At 30.0% G+C, this 20,077-nt stretch carries 18 protein-coding genes; all 18 read left to right on the top strand.

Features of this window, described 5'->3' with window-relative positions; translation table 11 throughout:
• Positions 1-3 precede the first annotated feature (3 nt).
• Complete coding sequence (locus BXU01_RS03295; RefSeq protein ID WP_083691678.1) at positions 4-909, top strand: hypothetical protein; 906 nt, start codon at positions 4-6, stop codon at positions 907-909.
• Positions 910-944: 35 nt separating this feature from the next.
• Positions 945-1,826 (top strand): TssN family type VI secretion system protein, encoded by an 882-nt coding sequence (locus BXU01_RS03290; protein ID WP_165689752.1) that lies wholly within the window; start codon positions 945-947, stop codon positions 1,824-1,826.
• Positions 1,827-1,907: 81 nt separating this feature from the next.
• Positions 1,908-3,044, top strand: a complete 1,137-nt coding sequence (locus BXU01_RS03285) for a hypothetical protein (protein ID WP_083691677.1) — start codon at positions 1,908-1,910, stop codon at positions 3,042-3,044.
• Positions 3,045-3,054: 10 nt separating this feature from the next.
• A complete protein-coding gene (locus BXU01_RS03280; protein WP_083691676.1) occupies positions 3,055-3,546 on the top strand; it encodes a hypothetical protein in 492 nt (163 codons plus the stop codon).
• Between the two features lie 9 nt (positions 3,547-3,555).
• Complete coding sequence (gene tssO / locus BXU01_RS03275) at positions 3,556-4,026, top strand: type VI secretion system TssO (RefSeq protein WP_083691675.1); 471 nt, start codon at positions 3,556-3,558, stop codon at positions 4,024-4,026.
• The gene (locus BXU01_RS03270; protein WP_083691674.1) at positions 4,016-4,954 is read left to right on the top strand and encodes a PKD domain-containing protein; all 939 of its coding nucleotides are present in this window, start codon (positions 4,016-4,018) and stop codon (positions 4,952-4,954) included. The genes tssO and BXU01_RS03270 overlap by 11 nt, the downstream gene beginning before the upstream one ends.
• Positions 4,955-7,279: a type VI secretion system protein TssR domain-containing protein gene (gene tssR, locus BXU01_RS03265; protein WP_123773931.1), complete on the top strand. Its 2,325-nt coding sequence runs from the start codon at positions 4,955-4,957 to the stop codon at positions 7,277-7,279.
• A 19-nt stretch (positions 7,280-7,298) separates the two neighbouring features.
• Positions 7,299-8,066: a DUF5457 domain-containing protein gene (locus BXU01_RS03260; protein ID WP_123773929.1), complete on the top strand. Its 768-nt coding sequence runs from the start codon at positions 7,299-7,301 to the stop codon at positions 8,064-8,066.
• 209 nt (positions 8,067-8,275) lie between these two features.
• Positions 8,276-8,671, top strand: coding sequence for a type VI secretion system tube protein TssD (gene tssD / locus BXU01_RS03255; RefSeq protein ID WP_082421336.1), 396 nt, complete (start codon positions 8,276-8,278; stop codon positions 8,669-8,671).
• A 222-nt stretch (positions 8,672-8,893) separates the two neighbouring features.
• Complete coding sequence (locus BXU01_RS03250) at positions 8,894-10,771, top strand: type VI secretion system Vgr family protein (protein ID WP_083691671.1); 1,878 nt, start codon at positions 8,894-8,896, stop codon at positions 10,769-10,771.
• A 1-nt stretch (position 10,772) separates the two neighbouring features.
• Positions 10,773-11,066: a DUF805 domain-containing protein gene (locus tag BXU01_RS23450; RefSeq protein ID WP_123773927.1), complete on the top strand. Its 294-nt coding sequence runs from the start codon at positions 10,773-10,775 to the stop codon at positions 11,064-11,066.
• Between the two features lie 369 nt (positions 11,067-11,435).
• Positions 11,436-12,350 carry a hypothetical protein gene (locus tag BXU01_RS03240; RefSeq protein WP_123773925.1) on the top strand — a complete coding sequence of 305 codons (915 nt, stop codon included), beginning with the start codon at positions 11,436-11,438 and terminating at the stop codon, positions 12,348-12,350.
• Positions 12,351-12,416: 66 nt separating this feature from the next.
• Positions 12,417-13,520 carry a DUF2931 family protein gene (locus BXU01_RS03235; protein ID WP_083691668.1) on the top strand — a complete coding sequence of 368 codons (1,104 nt, stop codon included), beginning with the start codon at positions 12,417-12,419 and terminating at the stop codon, positions 13,518-13,520.
• 3 nt (positions 13,521-13,523) lie between these two features.
• Positions 13,524-15,470: a DUF2235 domain-containing protein gene (locus BXU01_RS03230; RefSeq protein ID WP_083691667.1), complete on the top strand. Its 1,947-nt coding sequence runs from the start codon at positions 13,524-13,526 to the stop codon at positions 15,468-15,470.
• Between the two features lie 18 nt (positions 15,471-15,488).
• Positions 15,489-16,253 carry a hypothetical protein gene (locus BXU01_RS03225; RefSeq protein ID WP_083691666.1) on the top strand — a complete coding sequence of 255 codons (765 nt, stop codon included), beginning with the start codon at positions 15,489-15,491 and terminating at the stop codon, positions 16,251-16,253.
• Positions 16,241-18,016 (top strand): N-acetylmuramoyl-L-alanine amidase, encoded by a 1,776-nt coding sequence (locus tag BXU01_RS03220; RefSeq protein WP_083691665.1) that lies wholly within the window; start codon positions 16,241-16,243, stop codon positions 18,014-18,016. The genes BXU01_RS03225 and BXU01_RS03220 overlap by 13 nt, the downstream gene beginning before the upstream one ends.
• A 2-nt stretch (positions 18,017-18,018) precedes the next feature.
• Complete coding sequence (locus tag BXU01_RS03215) at positions 18,019-18,594, top strand: hypothetical protein (RefSeq protein WP_083691664.1); 576 nt, start codon at positions 18,019-18,021, stop codon at positions 18,592-18,594.
• Between the two features lie 1,086 nt (positions 18,595-19,680).
• Positions 19,681-20,076 carry a type VI secretion system tube protein TssD gene (gene tssD, locus BXU01_RS03205; RefSeq protein WP_082421335.1) on the top strand — a complete coding sequence of 132 codons (396 nt, stop codon included), beginning with the start codon at positions 19,681-19,683 and terminating at the stop codon, positions 20,074-20,076.
• Position 20,077: the final 1 nt, after the last annotated feature.

Genomic DNA, 20,077 nt, shown 5'->3' with positions numbered 1-20,077 from the left:
GTTATGGAGCAAGATATTTCAGTTTTAAAACAACAGCTTAATTTTAATTTAAGAGGCGAAATTCTTTTTTATGAATTGCAGAATATTCTAAAAGATGATACCGAAGTTTTTGTCAGGCATAAAGGACTTTCAAAGAGAAACAATTCCAGAGATGCTATTGATATCTCGTCGATGTTGTATCAGGAAGATTCAAGATTTACCAAGGAAGCACTTGTTTTGCATTTAGCGAAAAACAGTATTTATCATAATTTACCTGAATTACTTTTTCATCCCTTGTCTGTTAGTAATTCTACAATGTCAAACAAAGAGATTGTAGAAGCTGTAAAAGAGAATAAAGAAACAGAGAATAATGCTTTGGATTTCTTTATGCCTTTTGACAATGAGATTTTTTCTGCAAATGCAAATTATGCGATTAGAAGTCTGCACTTGTTTCAGGATAAAATTGATTTGTTTCTAAATATAGTAGATGAATTAGTGGGTATTGAATTTGATTTGACCAAAACGCAAAAGAAGAATCTCTTTATTTATTTATGTGAAGCCGAAAAGTTAAAAGAAAATCTTCCGGAGCTGGAAAAAGTTTTAGAAATGTTATTGGGCAATGTAGTAAAGCTAAAATATAAAAAACATGTATTTACCACATCTCCTTTTCTAAAATTAAGCCAGGGAATTTTAGGCTTTGATCTAGGGCTTAGCGGAGCTGTAGAAAGTGAGATCGATGATGTAGAGGTGACTTTATATTTTGAAGGAAATATTGATTATCCCATTTTAGAACACAAGATGGAACTTACAAGAAAAGTATTGGAGTTTTTTCTAATCAGTAATCGAAAAGTTGATATCGTGTTTTTTAACAACTATCAACTGGGGATAAAACTAAACGAAAACTATTTAGGTATAAATACCATTTTATAATTTTTAAACCATAATAAAAGAGATAACATTCAGCTATGAATACATTACTACCATTTTTTTTAAAATACCTGTTAGCGCCGTTTTTAATACTTATAATAACGCTTATCATGAGTCAGTTATCAAGTATAAAAATCAAAACAAAAGCGGCCATAATATTTATTTTATGCTTTTCTTTAATAGCAGCTGCACCTTGTTTATCTGCTTTTTTTAACAATGAGTTTATTTGGTTTGGCTTATTGTTTTCAGTCTTATACTACTTAATACTTGGCGTTATACTGGTCTATTTTATGGATGGTGCCTTATTTCAAAAGATAGAAATAAAAAATAGTGCTCCGGCAAAAATATTTGTTTTTTTAATTGTAGCCATTCTCTCCTCCTGGATTTATTATCTGGCGTTTAATTATATCGCGATATCCAGTTATGCACATATTAGCATGCTTAATATTCTATGGTTATTTGTACCCATATTTTTTCAGGAATCAAAGAAAAAATATTTACAAATTCAAGAAGCATTTTATGAACACTGGCTTGTAGGCAAAGAACGTAATGACATTGAATATTGGGACAATATTGATAAGTTTCGTTTAATGCAGGTATCTATAAATATTAAGAAAAAAGAGGATTCTGATATTTTTTCAAAATTTGATGTAAAAATTGCCCAGGATATCAAATTGGGTAATTGGTTTGATAAGTTTATTGAAGACCAAAATCACAGATTTCCTAATGATGCTATCGAATCCGGTGCTCAGCTTGAAGATACGGGGTGGACTTTTTACACCGCAAAATATTTTAGTTTTCCTTTATTTATCAGGAATCTGAGTCCTCATGAAACCATCTCTGAAAGTAAACTGAAAAATAAACAAACCATTTTTGCTAAAAGAGTCACTTTGAAAAAGCTAAATGAAAGTGCGCAATAATTAAGATTAATATTTTTCTTTAAATCTTTGTTTTAGAAGAATAAAAAAATAACTAATACTAGACTATAACAACATCCAATTATGAAATCAAACATACATTTACCAATTAACTGGACAGATGGTGTAAAACTGACTAAAGACCATTTTATCAATAATTATTTCAACTTTATTACAATTGTCAGCGATTATAATAAAGTTCAGCTCAACGATTTTAATTATGGCTCTATAGAACCGGCCGGTAATAAATCTATAGACATTGAAATAAAAATCGAAGGAGGACAATTAGTTGCCTATCTAAAAAAATGCGATGTAATTGCAAAAAATGGATATGTGATTTCTTATAATCAGGATATTTATGGCACAAAACATCCGGAAGCAAGTATCAATGCAAATGATTTAGACAGGAATTCTTTTGAGTATTATTATGTTATTGTTTCTATAAATCCTTATAATCTAATTCCTGTAGGTATTCCTGATCCTGAGATAATTCCGTTACATCATCCTCATGTACTTCCTGAGATAAAGCTGCATATTATCAAAAAAAATGCGGTAAATGATAATTTTCTATCAGGTTACTTTTTAATTGTCAAAAAAATAGCTTTTCAAAATGGGACATTTATTGAGGATAGTAACTACATAGCTCCGGTTGTAAAAACAAAAAACAATGAAATTTTAAATCAATTCGTAGCAAAAGTAAATACTGAATTATATCAGTTAAACGATTTTTCGATAAAAATCCACAAAAAAAACGCACATAGTTCCAGTAATAACAAACTAGTATCGAACACATTTAGTTTGTGTACTAAAATAATTGATTATTATGCAGAACACTGTTTTTATCTTAAAAACATTGCTTTTGAAGAATCTCCGGTGTACGCGTTTGATAAAATAATTGTGTTGGCCAATCACCTCATTTCTACATTAACCTTGATGGATGACAAAGAGAAGGAAATGCTTTTACAATATTATTATGAATGGATTGATGTAAAACCATCAGAATTGCTTAGTGTATTGTTTGAAGCAAAAAGTGCTGTTTACGACCATAATGATATCGCGCAAACACTTGAAAAACTAAATCAGTTCCTGGGAATTTTAAAACGCTTATGGCAAAAATTAAGCGAATTAGAATATATAGGAATCAGAAAAGAAAATATTGTTATTAGCGAAGAAACCAAAGTGTCAGCGCCAAAAAGTAATACGTGGTCAATACTAGATTAAACATACAACTATGAAACCAACTAATCATGCCGACATAAAGGGTGAAAAGCGCAAGTTTTTTATCGTGTTTTTTATAACATTCGCTTTTATTTTTGGATGCCTGTATATTACGCTTATAACTGCCAATAAAGGTGTTGCCGAGTTGGAGCAAAAACATAAATACTACAATGATATTGCAGTAAAGCAAGGTGAAATGAACCTGCTTTTAGACGAAATATTAATTGAAATCAACGATTTAAGATTTAAAGACAGAACCTTAAACGAGCGAAAAAACCTTCAGTCCCTGATCAATGAGAAAAGATTTGCGATCAATAATGAGATTCAAAAATCAAAAACCAATTTGACGAATTCATTTGGTCTGTACGAGGAGTTTTTAGTTGAACTGCAACGTATCCAGACTAAAATTGATGTTTTGAAAGAAGCAGAAACAAATTACGACATCAATAAAACGCAGCTTAAAAAGTGTATTGATAAACACGATCAGGAAAATAAAAAAAAATAATCCCATATTATGAAGAAGGCAATAGAATTTGATGAAACATATTGGAAAAAAGTAAAATTCAATTTATTATTTGTCATAAGTGCTTGCGTTATATTTATTGTTGTGACCAAGTTTTTATTAAAGACACCCAATTTTAATAATGCAGATATGCTCAACAGAATCGATGAATATGAAAAAATGCAAAAGATTAAAGTAGATTATGCTAATAAATCGAGACAAATTTTCAAGACAATTGATACAATTAAGTATGACATCAACCAAGTGCAGCGTATAGATGAAGTAAAAAGAAAGATATCTGAGTACAAACAATTGTATAAGGACAACGAATTTCATTCGTCATATAATTTTTGCCTAATTGGCGGGAACTTATTAAATGTTTTTTTAGAGATAAACCTTGAAGAAAGTACCGTCAAGAAAAACGATACTCTTGTACAAACAAGTCTTAACGAATGTAAAGCAAATTTTAAAAATGAACATTAAAAGTAAAACAGTAGTTATCGTTTTGTTCTGTATTACGGTAATTTTAGTGATAGTGGCATTATTATTTCCTTATAATAAAAGATTGAGCAGTCTTGATTTTTCGATATTAGATGATAACGACAATCATCAATATGAATTAAATGAGAAATTATCTTTTAAAATAAATGACAGCACTTTAATATCAGATAAAAAAGCAGTTTGGTATTTTGGTAATGGCGACTCAATTGTTAGCAAAGGAAGCGTAGAGTATACTTACGACAGAGTTGGTAAATATTTAGTAACCTTAAAAATTGATAACAAATTCGATTTTTCAAAACAAATCAATATTGTTAACGGAAGAGCATTAACGGCAAAAGATTCTATTCCTAAAATATTTTGTCCGGAGTTTGGTTATGTAGGCGAAGAAGTAGTTTTTACAGGATATTCTCCCAGTTCAAACAACTGGTATTGGGAATTTGGTGAAACCGGAACGATCGATTCTTATGAGAAACAAGCTATCTATATTTTTACCCAACCTGGTATTTATACTGTAAAACTGGAAACAGATAAAACCAGATATCCTATAACAAAAGAAATAGAGATACTTCAGTTGTATGAACCATTCAAAGAGCCAGAAGTTGTAGATTCTGCTGGTATTGTATTGACAGATATAAAAAAGCGATTGCAGATTATTGCCAATCTTGGAGCCAAGGACACCAGAATGTATAAAGAACAGGTTAATTACTTGAAAAATAAATACATCTGCAATGATCTGTCTGATGTGGTAGTAGTGGTAAACGAAGAAAAATACAATGATTTTTTAAGTTATTGTCAGGGGCTTCATTATTTAGATGGAAATTCTACTATAATTCAGGAAGTAAAATTAGATACCATAAAATGCTTTAAGCAAATGAATATTACCCAAAAAACTAAAAAACAAAGTAAATAAATGAAAATTAGCATTTTACTTCGCTATACCTCTTTGATGTGCTTATTGATTACAAGTGCTGTTTTTTCGCAGGTTAAAAATAGTACAAGCGTTATCCAAAAAACAGAAAAAACAGTAAATACTTATGATAACGAAAAACAAAAAGAAAATGAAAAATCAGAGTTAAAATTGGTTTTTTCAGATCGAAACGATAATAATATCTATGAAGAACCTTATGGCGCCAGAGTAAAAAATAAAGCGAAAATTTTGTCTCCAATGTATGTAATCAATGAAGATAAAAATTATTATGAAGTAGTAGTTGCGGACAAAAAACTTATAGGAAAACCTAAAGGAACATTTGCAGTTTTACGCAGTAAAAAAAATCACTTTTCTAATGCAAAAGAAGTACAATATCTGGGTTGGATTAAAAAAGATAATGTGATTGAATACAGCAGGGCAATGCAAAACCAGGTCAATTTAAAATATGTAAAATATTTTGTAGCTTCCAATACCTTAGACAACTTGTTTTCTAGTGGTAAAAATGTCAAAAAGAGTGCGCTTTTATTAAAGAATGATCCCAATTTAGAGTCAGTATCTAAAAAAAATATTAAGCTTAATGATTTTGTATATGTATATAAAATAAACAAAACAACCAATTCTGCTTTTGTATCTAATTTTGATGACGTCATGCCAAAAGATACAACCAATCTTAAATATGGATGGGTTCCTTTGCAATATCTGAATCCTATTGAAGATAATATGGTTGTAAAACTTAATCCTGCAGATACACTGCAATTTTCTTCAGGAAAAATTAATTTTCTGGCCAATGAATTGTACAAGAATACTTTTTTTGTAAATGAAAACCAGTCAAGTGATCCAATTAAGTTCGAAAACGCAACTAGTATTTCGCTGCCAATTAATGTTTGGAATCACGACAAAAACAAAATTACAAATCTAAAAGGGGATGATATATCGATTAAAACGATTGAACAAATCGCTTTAGAAAGTAAGAATATTAATTTTTATTACGTTTTTGAGAACAACAATTCAAGTAAGCAATACTTAAAAAAAACACTCTCGGCATTACAAAATCTTAAACTAACGACAAATAGTGAATTGTATGCGAATTATAATTTTACATATTCATTTATAGCAAAGGGAAAGTCTAAAAGTTATTATTTGATAAAATCGCAATCTTTTTCGAAGTGGTTTGATTTAATAGAGAAAAGTATCAAGACACCGGATGAAATTTTGAAAGAGAATATTTTACCTAATAACAATACAAGTATTAGCCAATTTCTGAATTCAGATACAAATTTCGAAAATAACTTTTTTATTCTCACTGGGTTAGAAGGCACTATTAATAATGTGTTACCGGATAGTTTTAGTATTTTGGCAAAAAACAATGCTAAAATACTATACATAATTTTTAAAAATGAAAATAACTCCGATAATCAGGATTTTATTCTTCAAAGTAAAATGTATTTAAGCGAGGCCAGCAATGCAAATAAAAGAAATATTCAGAACTATTATGTAGATCCAAAGCTAGTTGCAAAGAATGATGAGTTTACCTATAACGGAGATGTTGATAATGATTATATCTACAATGCTCCCTTAAAAAGTAATTTTAACGGAGGTATTATCTTTCCTAAATTAAATGGTGAGTTAACTCCGGAAACTATCAATAAGGCCATTGACAGCGTTATTAGTAAAACTATAAAAACGAATAATGCTTTATTAAAATCATTAACGCAATACAAAAACGAATTCAGCTTTTTAAGAAGCCAGCCAAGCGGAACAATTAATAGCCTTATTCAAAATAATCCACGAAAAGATAGTATAGGCACAGATATACCTAAAAACTATAAAGGCGAAACGTTCATAATCAATGCAAAAGATACACTGAGCAGTACTTTAGAAAACAAGGTAAACATTTTACTCACTGAGGATGAAATCAGACAGCTTATCGAAAACTACAGAGAATTAATAAGCAAAGAATATACAAATGCAAATATTGACAAGGTCGAGATTTTGAGCTTTAGGGACAGATGTAAAATGTTTGCCAGTAAAATTAGACAAACAGAGTATATAAAAAACAGAAGTTCTTTAGCAGATTTACTTTATTACAAAACAAGAGTATTTGTAAATAGTGCTGAGTTGCATGAAATAAGAATTAAGGATATTAGGAAGTTTAAGAAAAAACCTGATGAATTCAGAGCAATTTTTACAGCTTTAAATACTAAGGTTGAAGTTTTAGAAAAAATGCAGCGCAATAATACTTTTGAGGTTTTTGACGATGAATCTCAGGTTAAATATTATTACATATCAAAAAAACTTCTATTATAAAATAACGATTATGGAGATTATGAATACAATAGAAATGGCAAAACCTTTACATGAAATAATTTTAGAGATATTTTATTTTGAAAGTAAGGGGAAACCTTGTGAACTAACAAAAAAAGAAATTTTATGGAGGCTTAAAGATCCGGGTATTACCGAATATCAAATAGAAGAAGTACTTAATTGGATGGTGCATCATAAAAAATTAACTGAAAGCTTGGGGGTTTATTCCTTAGATCGCTTTGAACTGATAGATTTAGAAGAAAAATTTAAAAATGAAAGATTGAATAAAGAAAAAAAACAAGAACCTATTTTTTTTACCAATTATAGTACTATAAATAACATTCATAGCGCGGCGAGGCCAAAACCAATAGAGATAATTGTTCAGTATATTTTGCCAACATTTTTGCTATCCTATATTGTTTTTATCTTTTTTTTGGTAAACAAGCTAAATAACAGTTTTGAAATCAATAACAATAAAATAGAAGATGTAAGTGAGTTAACGCTTAAAGAACCGCGTACTGGAGTAATTAAGAAAAAAGCAGCCTTATCAGACAAGGAAGTAAAGCGCTTGTTTTCTAACCAGCACCAAAACATTTTATATCTGAATAAAACAATTGATTCTTTACAGAAACAAGTAAATAAAATAAACGAAATCCATACGAATGCAACTTTGGATATTAAAACTCAGATAAATTCATTGCAACCTCAGGTAAACTCTATCATCTTACATATTACAGTTGTGCTTTTAGGGTTTATTTTATTGTTTTTTATGAAAAATATTATTAATTAATGTTTTTTATTCAGAATATATTTGTATATTCGTACATAATTGATTGCGAATCCTCCTCACCTTCCTAAAAGAAGCAAATCAAAAAAGTACATTAGTACAAAAAAGAGGTATTCTAAAATCATAGAATACCTCTTTTTTTGTTTATACTAGTCAGACAAAATAAAGGGGATTCTAAAAAAAACAATTTTTAACAACTTAATTATTTTATTATGGCATTTAAATCAATTTTAGAATTCGAAGGAAACGAGTACCAAGTATTATTTTCAAAAGTAGAAATGTTAAGACATACTGATGGTAAAGGAGCTGTTTCTTCTGAAATTAAAGGAGGCAGATTAAATTTAAGACTAAAATCTACTGACAATACTACTGTTATTGAGCAGGCAGTAAACAGTCAGCACAAACCAGTTAGTGGAAAAGTAAAATTTTTCAAAGCTGACTCTGAGCAAGTAATGAAAGAACTTTCTTTTGAAAATGCTTTTATTGTATTCTTTAGCGAGCAACTAGATGCTTTGGCTGAAACTCCAATGACTACTGAGATCACTTTCTCAGCAGAGAAAATTACATTAGGTAATGCAACATTAGACAATAATTGGGCTAAAATTTAATTTTTTCCCTTTCTTAAACAAGAAGCGGTAATGTTCCGCTTCTTGTTTTTTTATACAATTTCTTCAAAAAAACATTGAATAGTATTGTTCTGTTTTCAGGACTTGATATTTTTTTAGCTTAAAATCGAATTCGGCGTAAAGAACTTTAGGAAGAAGAACTTTAGACTATACTCTATTTAAGTTAAAATTTAAAAAAGAATTAAACTTAAAAGTATATATATTATGGTCATTCCTAAAATAATCTTTGGTATAGGCGGCAAAGAAATTTCTCACTTTACTAAAATCGATTTAAAACAAACCATCAATACTCATCACGAGTTTAAAATTAGTATTCCGCACTCTGTTATAGAAAGACCCAGAGCTTACACCATGGAAAGTGCACAAGAAGCTCTTGGAAAAGTGGTTCATATTAGACTGGATGCTAATAATAATTTCTTAGGAATTATCACAAACGTACGATACCAGCAAGAATTAGGACATGTGGGCAGTCAAATTGTTATTTCCGGATATTCTAAAACTATTTTATTAGAAGCAGGTCAAAAATTGAACTCCTGGGAAGATTTTAATTTGAAAGACATGGTTCATGATGTAATACAAACTGCTGCAGGTGAGCAATTGCAATATGAAATTGACCCTGAATTTACTTCAAAAATAGAATATCAAACGCAATATCTTGAATCGGATTTTAGATATATTCAACGATTGGCGAAACAATATAATGAATGGTTATTTTATGATGGAGAAAAATTATTTATAGGGAAACCAAAGCAGGAAAGTAGCCCCATAAAATTAATTTATAACAAAGATTTATTTAATTTAAGTATATCAGTAGAAGCAAAACCCAACCAATATAGTGGTTTTACCTATAATGAAAATAGTGATCAACTATATCAGGCTCAGACAGATGACAGCGTAGTCGAAGGATTACCAAAATTAGGTAAAGATGCTTTTGAGGCTTCAAGAAAATTATATAAAACATCTTCGTATGAATATGGTCAGTTTAGTACTGGAGATGATGTATATTTTGAAACTATTTTAAAAAAGAAACAAGAAAGTGCAGCCTCTGATGGTAATTACATCTTAGCAACAAGCGGTAATCCAAAACTTCGAATAGGCTCCATTATTAATATAGAATCTCAGCAAATATTAGATAAATCAGATGTTTTTAAAAAAGGATTAGATAGTAAAAAAGTTCATTATGATTCTAATGAAATTGGTACCTATATTATTACCGAAATTACACATAAAGCTACTGAAATTGGGGAGTATGAGAATAATTTTAAAGCACTTCCTGCCAAAATAAAAAAACTTCCTGAACCTGAAGTAAACATGCCAGCAGCACAAGAACAGAGAGCTGTAGTGGTTGCAAATGATGATCCTAGTGGAAATGGAAGGATTCGGGTAGAATTACTATGGCAGAAAAAACAACAATCCCGTACACCATGGTTGTATGTATTAACACCTAACGCAGGAACAAGTGATATTGTAAATAAAAACCGTGGCTGGGTTACCATACCGGAAGTAGGAGATCATGTAATGGTTAGTTTTCGGTATAATGATCCAAACAGGCCTTATGTAATAGGAAGTATCTTTAACGGAAAAACAGGAGAAGGCGGTAAACTGGATAACCATATTAAAAGTTTTTTTACCCGTTGCGGCTCAACTATCACTTTTGATGATAAACAGAAAAGTATCCTGATTAAAGACCCATCAGACAATAGTATTTACTTAGACGGTGAAGGAAATATTACCGTAAATGCACCTAAAAATATGACGATAAACGTAGGAGATAATCTGGATATTACGGTTGGAAAAAATATGACTGTAGGTGTAGGTGGTAACAAAAAAACAACTGTTGATGGCAATAACAACTTAAAAGTTGGAAAAGACAATACGGTTGACATAACAGAATTACATAAGCTTATTACAAATATGTATGAGCAAAAAGTATCAGGAGATAAAACTGTAAAGATAAATGGTGATTTAAATAAAACCACATCTACAACAACACACAAAGCCATAGGAGGAGATATTTTGATAAAAAGTTCCGGAATTTCAAAAGTATTGGGAGCTGTTGATGCTAAAGTAAATAAAGGGTAAAATGCTAAAAGAATATTTAACGACTTGGCGTTTAATATTTGCCATAGGCCAACCTTTGTGTAAAAAGAGCTTTTGGATATTTATCGGTATTACTTATTCAATCAATTTAATAATCGTCTTGATTTTTAGCTTTTTTGATACAGAAGCTTTATACGATGATTATCTATATTATCTTGGTTGTATATTTATGCTATCATATATTCTTGCAGGAATGAGGAGAATGAGAGATATCAACAAACCTTGTGTTTATATTTTTATTCCTTTTTATAATTTTTTTGTGCCTGGAAACGGGTGAAAGCAACAATAATAAAAATAAGATGTCAAAAAAAACAACTGAGTTTAATTGGAAAATGATTTTAAAGATAATACTCCTTTCTTTTTTTATAGGACTAATAAATTCTATTTGGTCAATAAATAATGCTGATAATTTAGGCTATGGTCTATATCTTTTTTTTGCATTATGTATGCTTGGCTATCCATTTGCAACAATAAGTGCGCTTTTATTGATTAATTCAATACGAACTAAAAAACTAACAAATGATCAATTACTAATTTGCTTCTTTTTGTTACTGCTTATCACCCTGCCTCTTACACAATATCTAATTTATATTGTAACAAAGTAAAAAATATCCTAAAAAGAACAGGAGATAAACATACGAAAATTATGAAAAAAAAATATCCAATTACTAATTCTAAGCACAGCCTGCTAAAATCAAAATGTTACTGGCAATCTTGTGAAAGATACAAAATGAGATATAAACAGATACTTATTTTATTTGTAATATTATTAAAAAGTTCATTTTCCATTGGGCAAGAACCAGATTCATTGGTGGTAGAGAAAATAGAAAGTGGAAAAACCATTAAAAAATTTGTTAACAAAAAAATTGAAAGTTTTGATGTAGAAATGTATGCTATGAATTATGGTAATGTATTGAGTTTCTCAAAAATAAATGACACCATATTTATTAAAAATGCTGATGAATCTAATGCTATAATTAAAGTATTTGTCAAAAACAATAAGGAAACCCGTGAGCTGATTTATAAAAAAAAGCAACTACTTTATGTGGGAAGCATTGATTTTGATCTTAATAATTTACCTCCAAGTAGTTCAATTATAAGCAAATTATCAAATAATGTCGTAGAAAGTTATGTTTCTAAATCTGATTTAGAAAGCATAGCATACGACGATAATAGGGATTTTGAGAAAAGCTTTAAACTCTTTGGAAGGCTGGATATATCTTATAAACCAACGACCATTGAGTTGATTTTTAACTCATTTGCTGATTTTTTCTCAAAAGAAGATGCTCTATTGAAAATTTATTCTTCAAAATATGCCCAGCAATACGCTAAAGAGTATCAGGAAAAACATAAAGAAGAGACCATTCCTCTATTTATAAGCTTTGTGCAAACGAATGAAGTAAGTGAAATTAAAAATGGAATAATTTGGACTAAAAAAGACGATAAAAATGGCATATATAACATTTACCATGAAAATAAAATAGTTAAATCAGAGGTAAAAAGTTTAGAAGAAGTTCAAAATATTATAGTAGAATATACAGAATCAATCTATAAAGATTAATTATAAAGACAGATGAATTACGTTTAGAATTTGGTGTTTTGTAGACGTTACGCTTAAAAATAAGATATGAAAAAAATACAAACTCTGGCTGTAATACTGTTACTCACTCTAAGTTCTGCGTGCCAAAACAAAAAAGAAGATATGAAAAAATATTCAATAATGGATGATGAAAAGAGACCGGAATTTGAATGGGAAGAAATGTGCAACGCTCCACTTGGTTATCCTATAGAAGTATACAAAGGAGGCATTACAGGCGCAGGACTTGCTAATGGGCTCTCGGCAGGTAATAATGGCGGCTGGGGAGCAACGGGAAGTGGAAGTAGCCATGGTCCAAAAGAATTGCCCGGTCATATTAACTGTATATGGGTATCTTATGCTGAGGATTGTGTGTACAAAATAGATTGCCCTATAGACTACAATAGACTTTTGAAAGTTTTTCAAGAAGGATATCAGGACTGGGGGTTTTATTTTAATGGAAATGGTGAATATAAAAAAACAACTTACAACTCCATTATAGTAGGTTTTGCACCAGGTGGCGTGGTTGTAATCTGGGCATCAGGTGCAGGCAGACAAGTAGAAATAGGTCGTTATAAAGGAGAAAAATACGAGGTACCAAAAGAAGAAATAGCCGGATTGGATGCCAGTGGTTACACCATTTTTGACCCAAAGTTCAGGAAAATGATTATGACCTCGCCCAATATCGTTCCTATAGAAATGCAAAACAACCCAAAGCCCATTCCCTATGGCTTGTGGGATAGCTACAGAACCCGATATACTTGGAAACCTGTTTTAGAAGTGCAAGATGATGCAGTAGTAATTGATGTGTCTTTAGGAATGTTTAATGGAGAAAATGAGGGCTTATTTGGTAAAGCCTTACTTGAAAATAAATTTGAAGAAAGAGCCGTTCCTTCAGGAATTAGCATAGGCTGGCGAGATAGTGAAGGACAAGGTTATGGTGCTGATGTTTATTTTGATGAGAAAGAGATAATGGATGCTTTTAAGGAGATGCATAAAGACAATCCGGAAGTCCAAATGGAACTTTATTTTACCATAAACCATGCTAACAATTATGTAACCGTAATGCTTAAATGTGCAGATAAAAAAATAAGACTGCCCAAAACAAAGGTAGAAGTTATTAAATCCCGAAAATTAACAATTGAAAAAAAGTAACCCATGGGAAAATCATTTGTATATAACGACGGCATATCAAACGATGATATAAAGACAGATGAATTACGTTTAGAATTTGGTGTTTTTATAGATGGTACGCTCAATAATAAAGAAAATACCAAAATACGCAAAATAGTACGTGGCGAGACTGATGAACATGTTATTATTGATGGAGACTCTAAGCATTATAAAGATAATCTAAAACAAGAGGCTTTACAGCATAAAGCCGTTCTGGACGGAGCAATTTTAGAAGATAAAAGACTGGAAAATCCTAAAGATTATACCAAATACTTAAAAGGAGTTCATAGAACCTTTACGGAACAATTAGGTACTGATAACAGTTACAGTAACGATTATACCAATGTTGCCCGAATGTGGATGTGCTGCAAAGAAGAGTATAAAATTTATGTAGAAGGTATGGGTTCTATAGATTTGATGCATGATGACGATGATGGCTTTATGTTTGGCAAAGGACCAACAGGTATACGTGGCAGGGTACGGGAAGCATGTAAAAGGGTAGCTGAAAAAATAAAAATAGAGAAGGACAAAAAAGAAAATAAAAAGAAGATAATTTCTCAAATTACTGTCGATGTTTTTGGTTTTAGCCGTGGTGCTGCCTCGGCTCGAAATTTTATTTATGAGGTAACCAAATGGGCGTATGACCCAAAAGAGAAAAAAGTTGAGGACGGTTATTATCCTATAAATCCATATAGAGAAAGTTTGCCTAGAAAAAAATACAAAAAAGTAGCTGCAGATGATGATCTTATAGAAATAAGCCCCGATTTGCTCATAGAGGGACAGTTGCCCAAATACGGGTATTTGGGCTATTATTTACTCGAACAAAAAATTATTACACCAAAAGAATTAAAAGATATCGAAGTTATCATACGCTTTGTTGGGGTATATGATACGGTTTCGTCTTATGATGAAGAAGGTTGGATTTTAAGTTACGATTTTGATAATGATGTTAGCGAATTGCATTTGAATTCAGGGAGCTTTCAAAAAATGGTTCATTTTACGGCTAAAGATGAGCACCGCACAAATTTTGCGCTCACCCGCATTCACAAATCGCAAAAAGCGATCGAAAAAAATTTTCCCGGAGTACATTGTGATATTGGCGGTGCTTATGAACATGGTCCTGAAGTTATTGACGAAATTGGGACAAGTTTAAAAGATACTAATTTTAAGAAAGATTTAAAATGGGGACCTATTGCACCAATTGTTATGCTGTTTACAAAAACAGGACTTGAGGAACTCAAAGAATCACTTGTAGAACAATATTGGTATAGACCAGAAGAATTAGCAATAACGAAGCAATATATACCACATCTTTATAATCCTATTACAAGAATAGTAGCAGAAGCTTTATCTTATAAAAAACTTACAGGAACAAAAAAGATGGTAAGAAAAGATTATAGTTGGATTTTTGTTCATTTTATGGAAGAGTTTTGTAGGACCACTACCATGGAACAATATTTTAACTTAAAAACAGAAGATAAATATCCAATAGCAAAAGATTCTTTTTTAGGAAATGTAGAAGAGCAGCTGCATCGTTATGTTTTTGAAGATGGTAAAGAATGGGAATTTAAATCAGATGCACAATTAGCGCGCGAACGGGAAGAAAGAGAAAAGCTTGATGTAAAACTAAAAGAATTTGAAAGGAATGAAGAAATCGAAAGTTATAATAAACCATCCTATGATAATTTAAATCCTATGGATTATAGGCCTACAATAGATAAAATAATTCCGAAGATTAAAATTGAACCTACAGAACCAGAACCAACTTTACTGGAGGAAGTTATAGTATATGGTTATGATGTTCAGAAAGCATTACGCACACTGAGACATGATTATTGCCATTGGTCATCAACCAGGGATTGGTTTGGTATGGATCCAAATGGAGGTTTCTTTTCCAGTCCTACAGAAAATCGTAAAAGAGAATTTCATTAAATGCTTAAAAGTTAGATAATGGAGATAACATCCTCAAATTTTGCAGAACAAGTAGCGAAATATTTACCCATACCTGGTAAAATATGCCAGTATCATTTTAGTACAGAAACCAGTAATTTGAAAAAAGTAGAGAAAGACTGGCAAAAGACAGAACGAAAAGTAGAGATTACTTATCTAGGCAAAAAAGAAGACTTTCGTTTTTATCAAATATTGACAACTAAAATTATTTTGACATCAAATAAAGCATTTCCTAACAAAGCATTATTAATAAAAATAGGATATGTTTTTGATAATATAGAAGTGGGGGTAACTGATAAAGGGTTTATAAAGAAAATTTTTAACCTTCATGATTTAAAATTGCGAATGCAAGAGATAAAAAGTCATTTAGAAAAGGATCATTATGGCGAAGTATTTTTACATTTTTTAAATGGCATTGATGCATTATTGCAAGACGAAAAAAAGGTAATTGCATTTTTACAATCTTTTAAAATGTTTGGATTGTATTTTAATGGATTGCGCAAAAGGTTTCAGGAATCTATACCAAATCTAATCGTAAAACCAAGAGTATTAGATGATTTTGGTCAACTTGAAATTCAGGAAGAAATAATATTTGAAGAGAATAATAACAACTACACTTTTACAGTAAAGGAAAAAAGTGAAGAACAAAAAACAGAAAAATATAAGGCGATCTATAAAACAGAATACAATCAATTGTTAGTAGGTTTTATAGAAGTTGAAAGTAAAGAAACAAACATAAAATATAATCTATCATGGGTAGGATAAGCGATTGGCTGGATAATTTTTTAATGGGTGGCGACGAGGGAAAAGTTGTTGATGTTTCATCAATCGAACAAAAAATTCTTATTGACAAACATCTTGAAGCAGGTAAATCTCGAATTGAAGAAGCCCGAAAAGAAAATAAAAAAGAAGAAGATGCTGAGGATGGCTTGAAATTTGTAATTAACGGAGCCAAACTCAAATGTGACTTATGTACCGTTCCGGAAGGCGACTTAAAAGTAAATTTTGATACACCAACCATACAAGATAAAAAAGTAGCTACAGTTGTTGAGAAAGACAAAAAGAGTTTGATCTTTAAAGGCAATTGCAAAAAAAGTCCCAATAGTGCCAGTCCATGTGCTTCAGTAATGAAACTTGCTGACTGGAAAGATGTAGGGACAGTATACTTTCAGGACAAATTTCCGCTGCTTCTTAAAAGTACCATAAAATGCGAATATGGAGGAGTTGATGTTAAAATCACAGATTCTGCACAACGCAATGAGGTTGAAAAGATTGATACTACAGGGGCGCCTGTACCAAATTTAGAAGCCATGGTAACGGATGCTTATTTTGCAAAAAAAATTGATAATAATTATAAGAAAATTTCATGGTCAGGTATTAATGATGAAGTATATATTGTTGTTAAAACAATTGGATTAATTGGAAAGGTAATTGAAATAAATTTAAAAGATAAAGATGGAATAATAACAAATGAGAAATATGGAATTATTCCTTTTTTACAAGATGATTCAGATAAAAAAGGAAAATTTAGTGCTGTAGTTGATTCAAATAATCTGGCAGTATTTAAGTTGCAATTAAAACCTTCAAAGAATGATAAAGAGATTGATGAATGGAGAAATAAAATAGCGGTTTCTGCAGATAAAAAAGCTTATTTGTGTATTTTGGTTGATGCAGGTAAACAAAATCCCAATTTAAATATAACATATAATGGAAAAAATTCCAATAATGATAAAACTTCTGAAAAATCAGAAAAATCTAATTATTGGTTGGATATTCAGGGAAAATGGTTTGAGTTAAGAAGAAAAAATCCAACAATTGTTGTTGATCCAGGACATGGATATACAAAAGGGAATACAGGAGCTGTAAGTTGGATTTACACTTATAAATTAAAAGATAAAGAGGGAAAAATAATATTAGATGATAAAAAACAACCAAAAACTGAAAAGAACAATGTAGAACAACTGCCACAATATGTTATTGATAGTCCAACTGAGTGGATAATAAGCACTAAGGAAGATCCTAATAGATCTGAAAGATTTCTAGTTTATGATGTTTCAAATAAATTGAAGCAACTTCTGGAAAATAATGGCTATACAACTTTAATAACAAGAGAGAGAGGACCTATAGCAGGAGCTGATGACCCCACAACAAGAAAGGCAAGAATTGATTTGGCAATTGAAAATAAAGCTGACTATTTTATATCTATTCATGCAGATGGTGCTACTGGTTACACTTCTTCGGGTTCTCACGTTATATACCCTTCAAGTGATAATAGCGAATGTGTAGAGTTAGCAACCGATATATTCAGTTCCTATAATATTGTAGAAGTCGAATCTACATCTCCAAAATCTGATGTTAGAGGTTTACAAGTATTAAGTCAAAAAAGTAATACAATCAAAAGAAAAGTATTAGTTGAACTAGGATTTGTCACAACTCCAAAAGATTCAAAAGCTTTGTTTACGAATATTAACCAAATTGCCCAGCAATTATATGATGGACTAGTGAAAAATATAAATAAAAATTTTTAAAAATGAAATACCTATATATAATTTTAGTGTTTATATTTTTTATTCAATGTAAGAACAAAGAGATTAAAAGTAAATCTGAAATCGATAGTAAAAAGGAAATAATTGAACAGTCAAATATTGATACTTTAGATAAAGCAAAAGATGTTTTAGGTAAAAAAAAGGACACTCTATCAAAAACATTATATAAAAATGGTATGATTAAAGATCTAATACTTGCTAAGGATAGTTTAGGAAGTAAAGAATTACACCTATCATTTTATGAAAATAACAATTTAAAATACAAAGGATTACAAGGAAATATTAGTAATAAAGAAATAAGTACTGGAGCGTCATTAGAAACATGGTTTTATTATGATATTAATAAAAATTTAGATTCAACTATTTATTATAACAATTCTGTATATGGAAAAGATTTCATTGAGAAAAAAAGATTTTACAATAATGGAACAATTAAATCTATTGAAAGATATAATAATTACATCTTGTATGAAAATGAATTAGATTCTATAGGGGAATGGAAATATTACAATAAAGAAGGAAAATTAATTAAAAGCAAAAAATATTCTAGCAGAAAGTAAAACTAATATTACCTATTTATCTTGTTAAAATATAAAATTTTATACGGTTTGATTGTATTAAACAAAATATTTTCAATATAGTAGAAGAAGAGTTATCCTGTAAAGAAACTAACGTGAAAACAAATTTAAATTTTGAATATACTATATGCAAGGATAATTCAAGAATAGGGAACAATCTAAAAAAACTTATAAATTCAAAATTTGCAATTTATGGTATAATCTTATATCCTTTTATAAAAGTTGGCTCTTTGATTTTAGGATGTTTTCATTTTGTATAGTAGGATTTTGCTGGATTGTATTTTATATGAATTCGCAACAAATGATTAACAAAAATCAATTTAAGCAATTTGCTTTATTTGGGCTGCTGATTATTTTTTAAATACTATTTTATTGATTACAGCAAAAAGTAATTTTTTTGATTTTATAGTTACAGTATTTCCATTGTGTTATGTTCTTTATTTTCGAATTTTGCTGTTTTTATTTTATAAAGATTTTGATAAGTCCTATAAGAAACCAAGCCTTTTATTTGCGTCAAAGGGTAGTAAATGGAGACAAGAAAATCAAGATTATACTTATATTGTATCTACAAAAGAAATAATCTTATCTAATTTACTTTTTTTTGGTCCTTTCTTATTTGCAGGACTTGTATTTTTTGTAATTGTAAATAGATAGCTTTAGAGAGTATAAAGCGATTTTGTTAAAAGCTAGTATATCACTACAGAATTATTAAATAAAAATTTTATGATTTTATTTAAATATTAAAATCATAAAAATTCTCTGCAAGCCCAGTAAATCCTGTATTCTTACATATTTGCATTTATATTAAAAAATATATTTTGCTTTTTTTGATGAAAAAGATTACGAATAGACTTGTTTGTTTCGTTTATATTTGTATATTCGTACAAACAAATTGATTGCGAATCACCCTCATCTTCCTACAAGAAGCAATTAAAAAAAAGTACATTAGTACAAAAAAGAGGTATTCTAAAATCATGTAGAATACCTCTTTTTTTTGTTTATACTAGTCATACAAAATAAAAGAGGATTCTAAAAAAACATTTTTTTAACAACTTAATTATTTTTATTATGGCATTTAAAGCAATTTTAGAATTCGAAGGAAACGAGTACCAAGTATTATTCTCAAAAGTTGATATGTTAAGACATACTGACGGTAAAGGAGCAGTTTCATCTGAAATTAAAGGAGGTAGATTAAACCTAAGATTAAAATCTACAGACAATACTACTGTTATTGAGCAGGCAGTAAACAGCCAACACAAACCAGTAAGCGGAAAAGTAAAGTTTTTCAAAGCTGATTCTGAACAAGTAATGAAAGAACTTTCTTTTGAAAATGCTTTTATTGTTTTCTTCAGCGAGCAACTTGACGCTATGGCAGAAACTCCAATGACTACTGAGATCACTTTCTCAGCAGAAAAAATTACATTAGGTAATGCAACATTAGATAACAATTGGGCTAAAATCTAAT

Source organism: [Flexibacter] sp. ATCC 35103 (assembly GCF_001975985.1).
Taxonomy (GTDB): Bacteria; Bacteroidota; Bacteroidia; order Flavobacteriales; family Flavobacteriaceae; genus Flavobacterium.
This window is presented reverse-complemented; position numbering and strand designations above follow the sequence as displayed.

Excerpts from the sequence above, each read along its gene's own strand:
- BXU01_RS03290 (WP_165689752.1), top strand. The coding sequence starts at position 945 with ATGAATACATTACTACCATTTTTTTTAAAATACCTGTTAGCGCCGTTT.
- BXU01_RS03235 (WP_083691668.1), top strand. The coding sequence starts at position 12,417 with ATGAAAAAAATACAAACTCTGGCTGTAATACTGTTACTCACTCTAAGT.
- BXU01_RS03270 (WP_083691674.1), top strand. The coding sequence starts at position 4,016 with ATGAACATTAAAAGTAAAACAGTAGTTATCGTTTTGTTCTGTATTACG.
- tssD (WP_082421336.1), top strand. The coding sequence starts at position 8,276 with ATGGCATTTAAATCAATTTTAGAATTCGAAGGAAACGAGTACCAAGTA.
- tssR (WP_123773931.1), top strand. The coding sequence starts at position 4,955 with ATGAAAATTAGCATTTTACTTCGCTATACCTCTTTGATGTGCTTATTG.
- BXU01_RS23450 (WP_123773927.1), top strand. The coding sequence starts at position 10,773 with ATGCTAAAAGAATATTTAACGACTTGGCGTTTAATATTTGCCATAGGC.
- BXU01_RS03215 (WP_083691664.1), top strand. The coding sequence starts at position 18,019 with ATGAAATACCTATATATAATTTTAGTGTTTATATTTTTTATTCAATGT.
- tssD (WP_082421335.1), top strand. The coding sequence starts at position 19,681 with ATGGCATTTAAAGCAATTTTAGAATTCGAAGGAAACGAGTACCAAGTA.
- tssO (WP_083691675.1), top strand. The coding sequence starts at position 3,556 with ATGAAGAAGGCAATAGAATTTGATGAAACATATTGGAAAAAAGTAAAA.
- BXU01_RS03230 (WP_083691667.1), top strand. The coding sequence starts at position 13,524 with ATGGGAAAATCATTTGTATATAACGACGGCATATCAAACGATGATATA.
- BXU01_RS03220 (WP_083691665.1), top strand. The coding sequence starts at position 16,241 with ATGGGTAGGATAAGCGATTGGCTGGATAATTTTTTAATGGGTGGCGAC.
- BXU01_RS03285 (WP_083691677.1), top strand. The coding sequence starts at position 1,908 with ATGAAATCAAACATACATTTACCAATTAACTGGACAGATGGTGTAAAA.
- BXU01_RS03225 (WP_083691666.1), top strand. The coding sequence starts at position 15,489 with ATGGAGATAACATCCTCAAATTTTGCAGAACAAGTAGCGAAATATTTA.
- BXU01_RS03260 (WP_123773929.1), top strand. The coding sequence starts at position 7,299 with ATGAATACAATAGAAATGGCAAAACCTTTACATGAAATAATTTTAGAG.
- BXU01_RS03295 (WP_083691678.1), top strand. The coding sequence starts at position 4 with ATGGAGCAAGATATTTCAGTTTTAAAACAACAGCTTAATTTTAATTTA.
- BXU01_RS03250 (WP_083691671.1), top strand. The coding sequence starts at position 8,894 with ATGGTCATTCCTAAAATAATCTTTGGTATAGGCGGCAAAGAAATTTCT.
- BXU01_RS03240 (WP_123773925.1), top strand. The coding sequence starts at position 11,436 with ATGAAAAAAAAATATCCAATTACTAATTCTAAGCACAGCCTGCTAAAA.
- BXU01_RS03280 (WP_083691676.1), top strand. The coding sequence starts at position 3,055 with ATGAAACCAACTAATCATGCCGACATAAAGGGTGAAAAGCGCAAGTTT.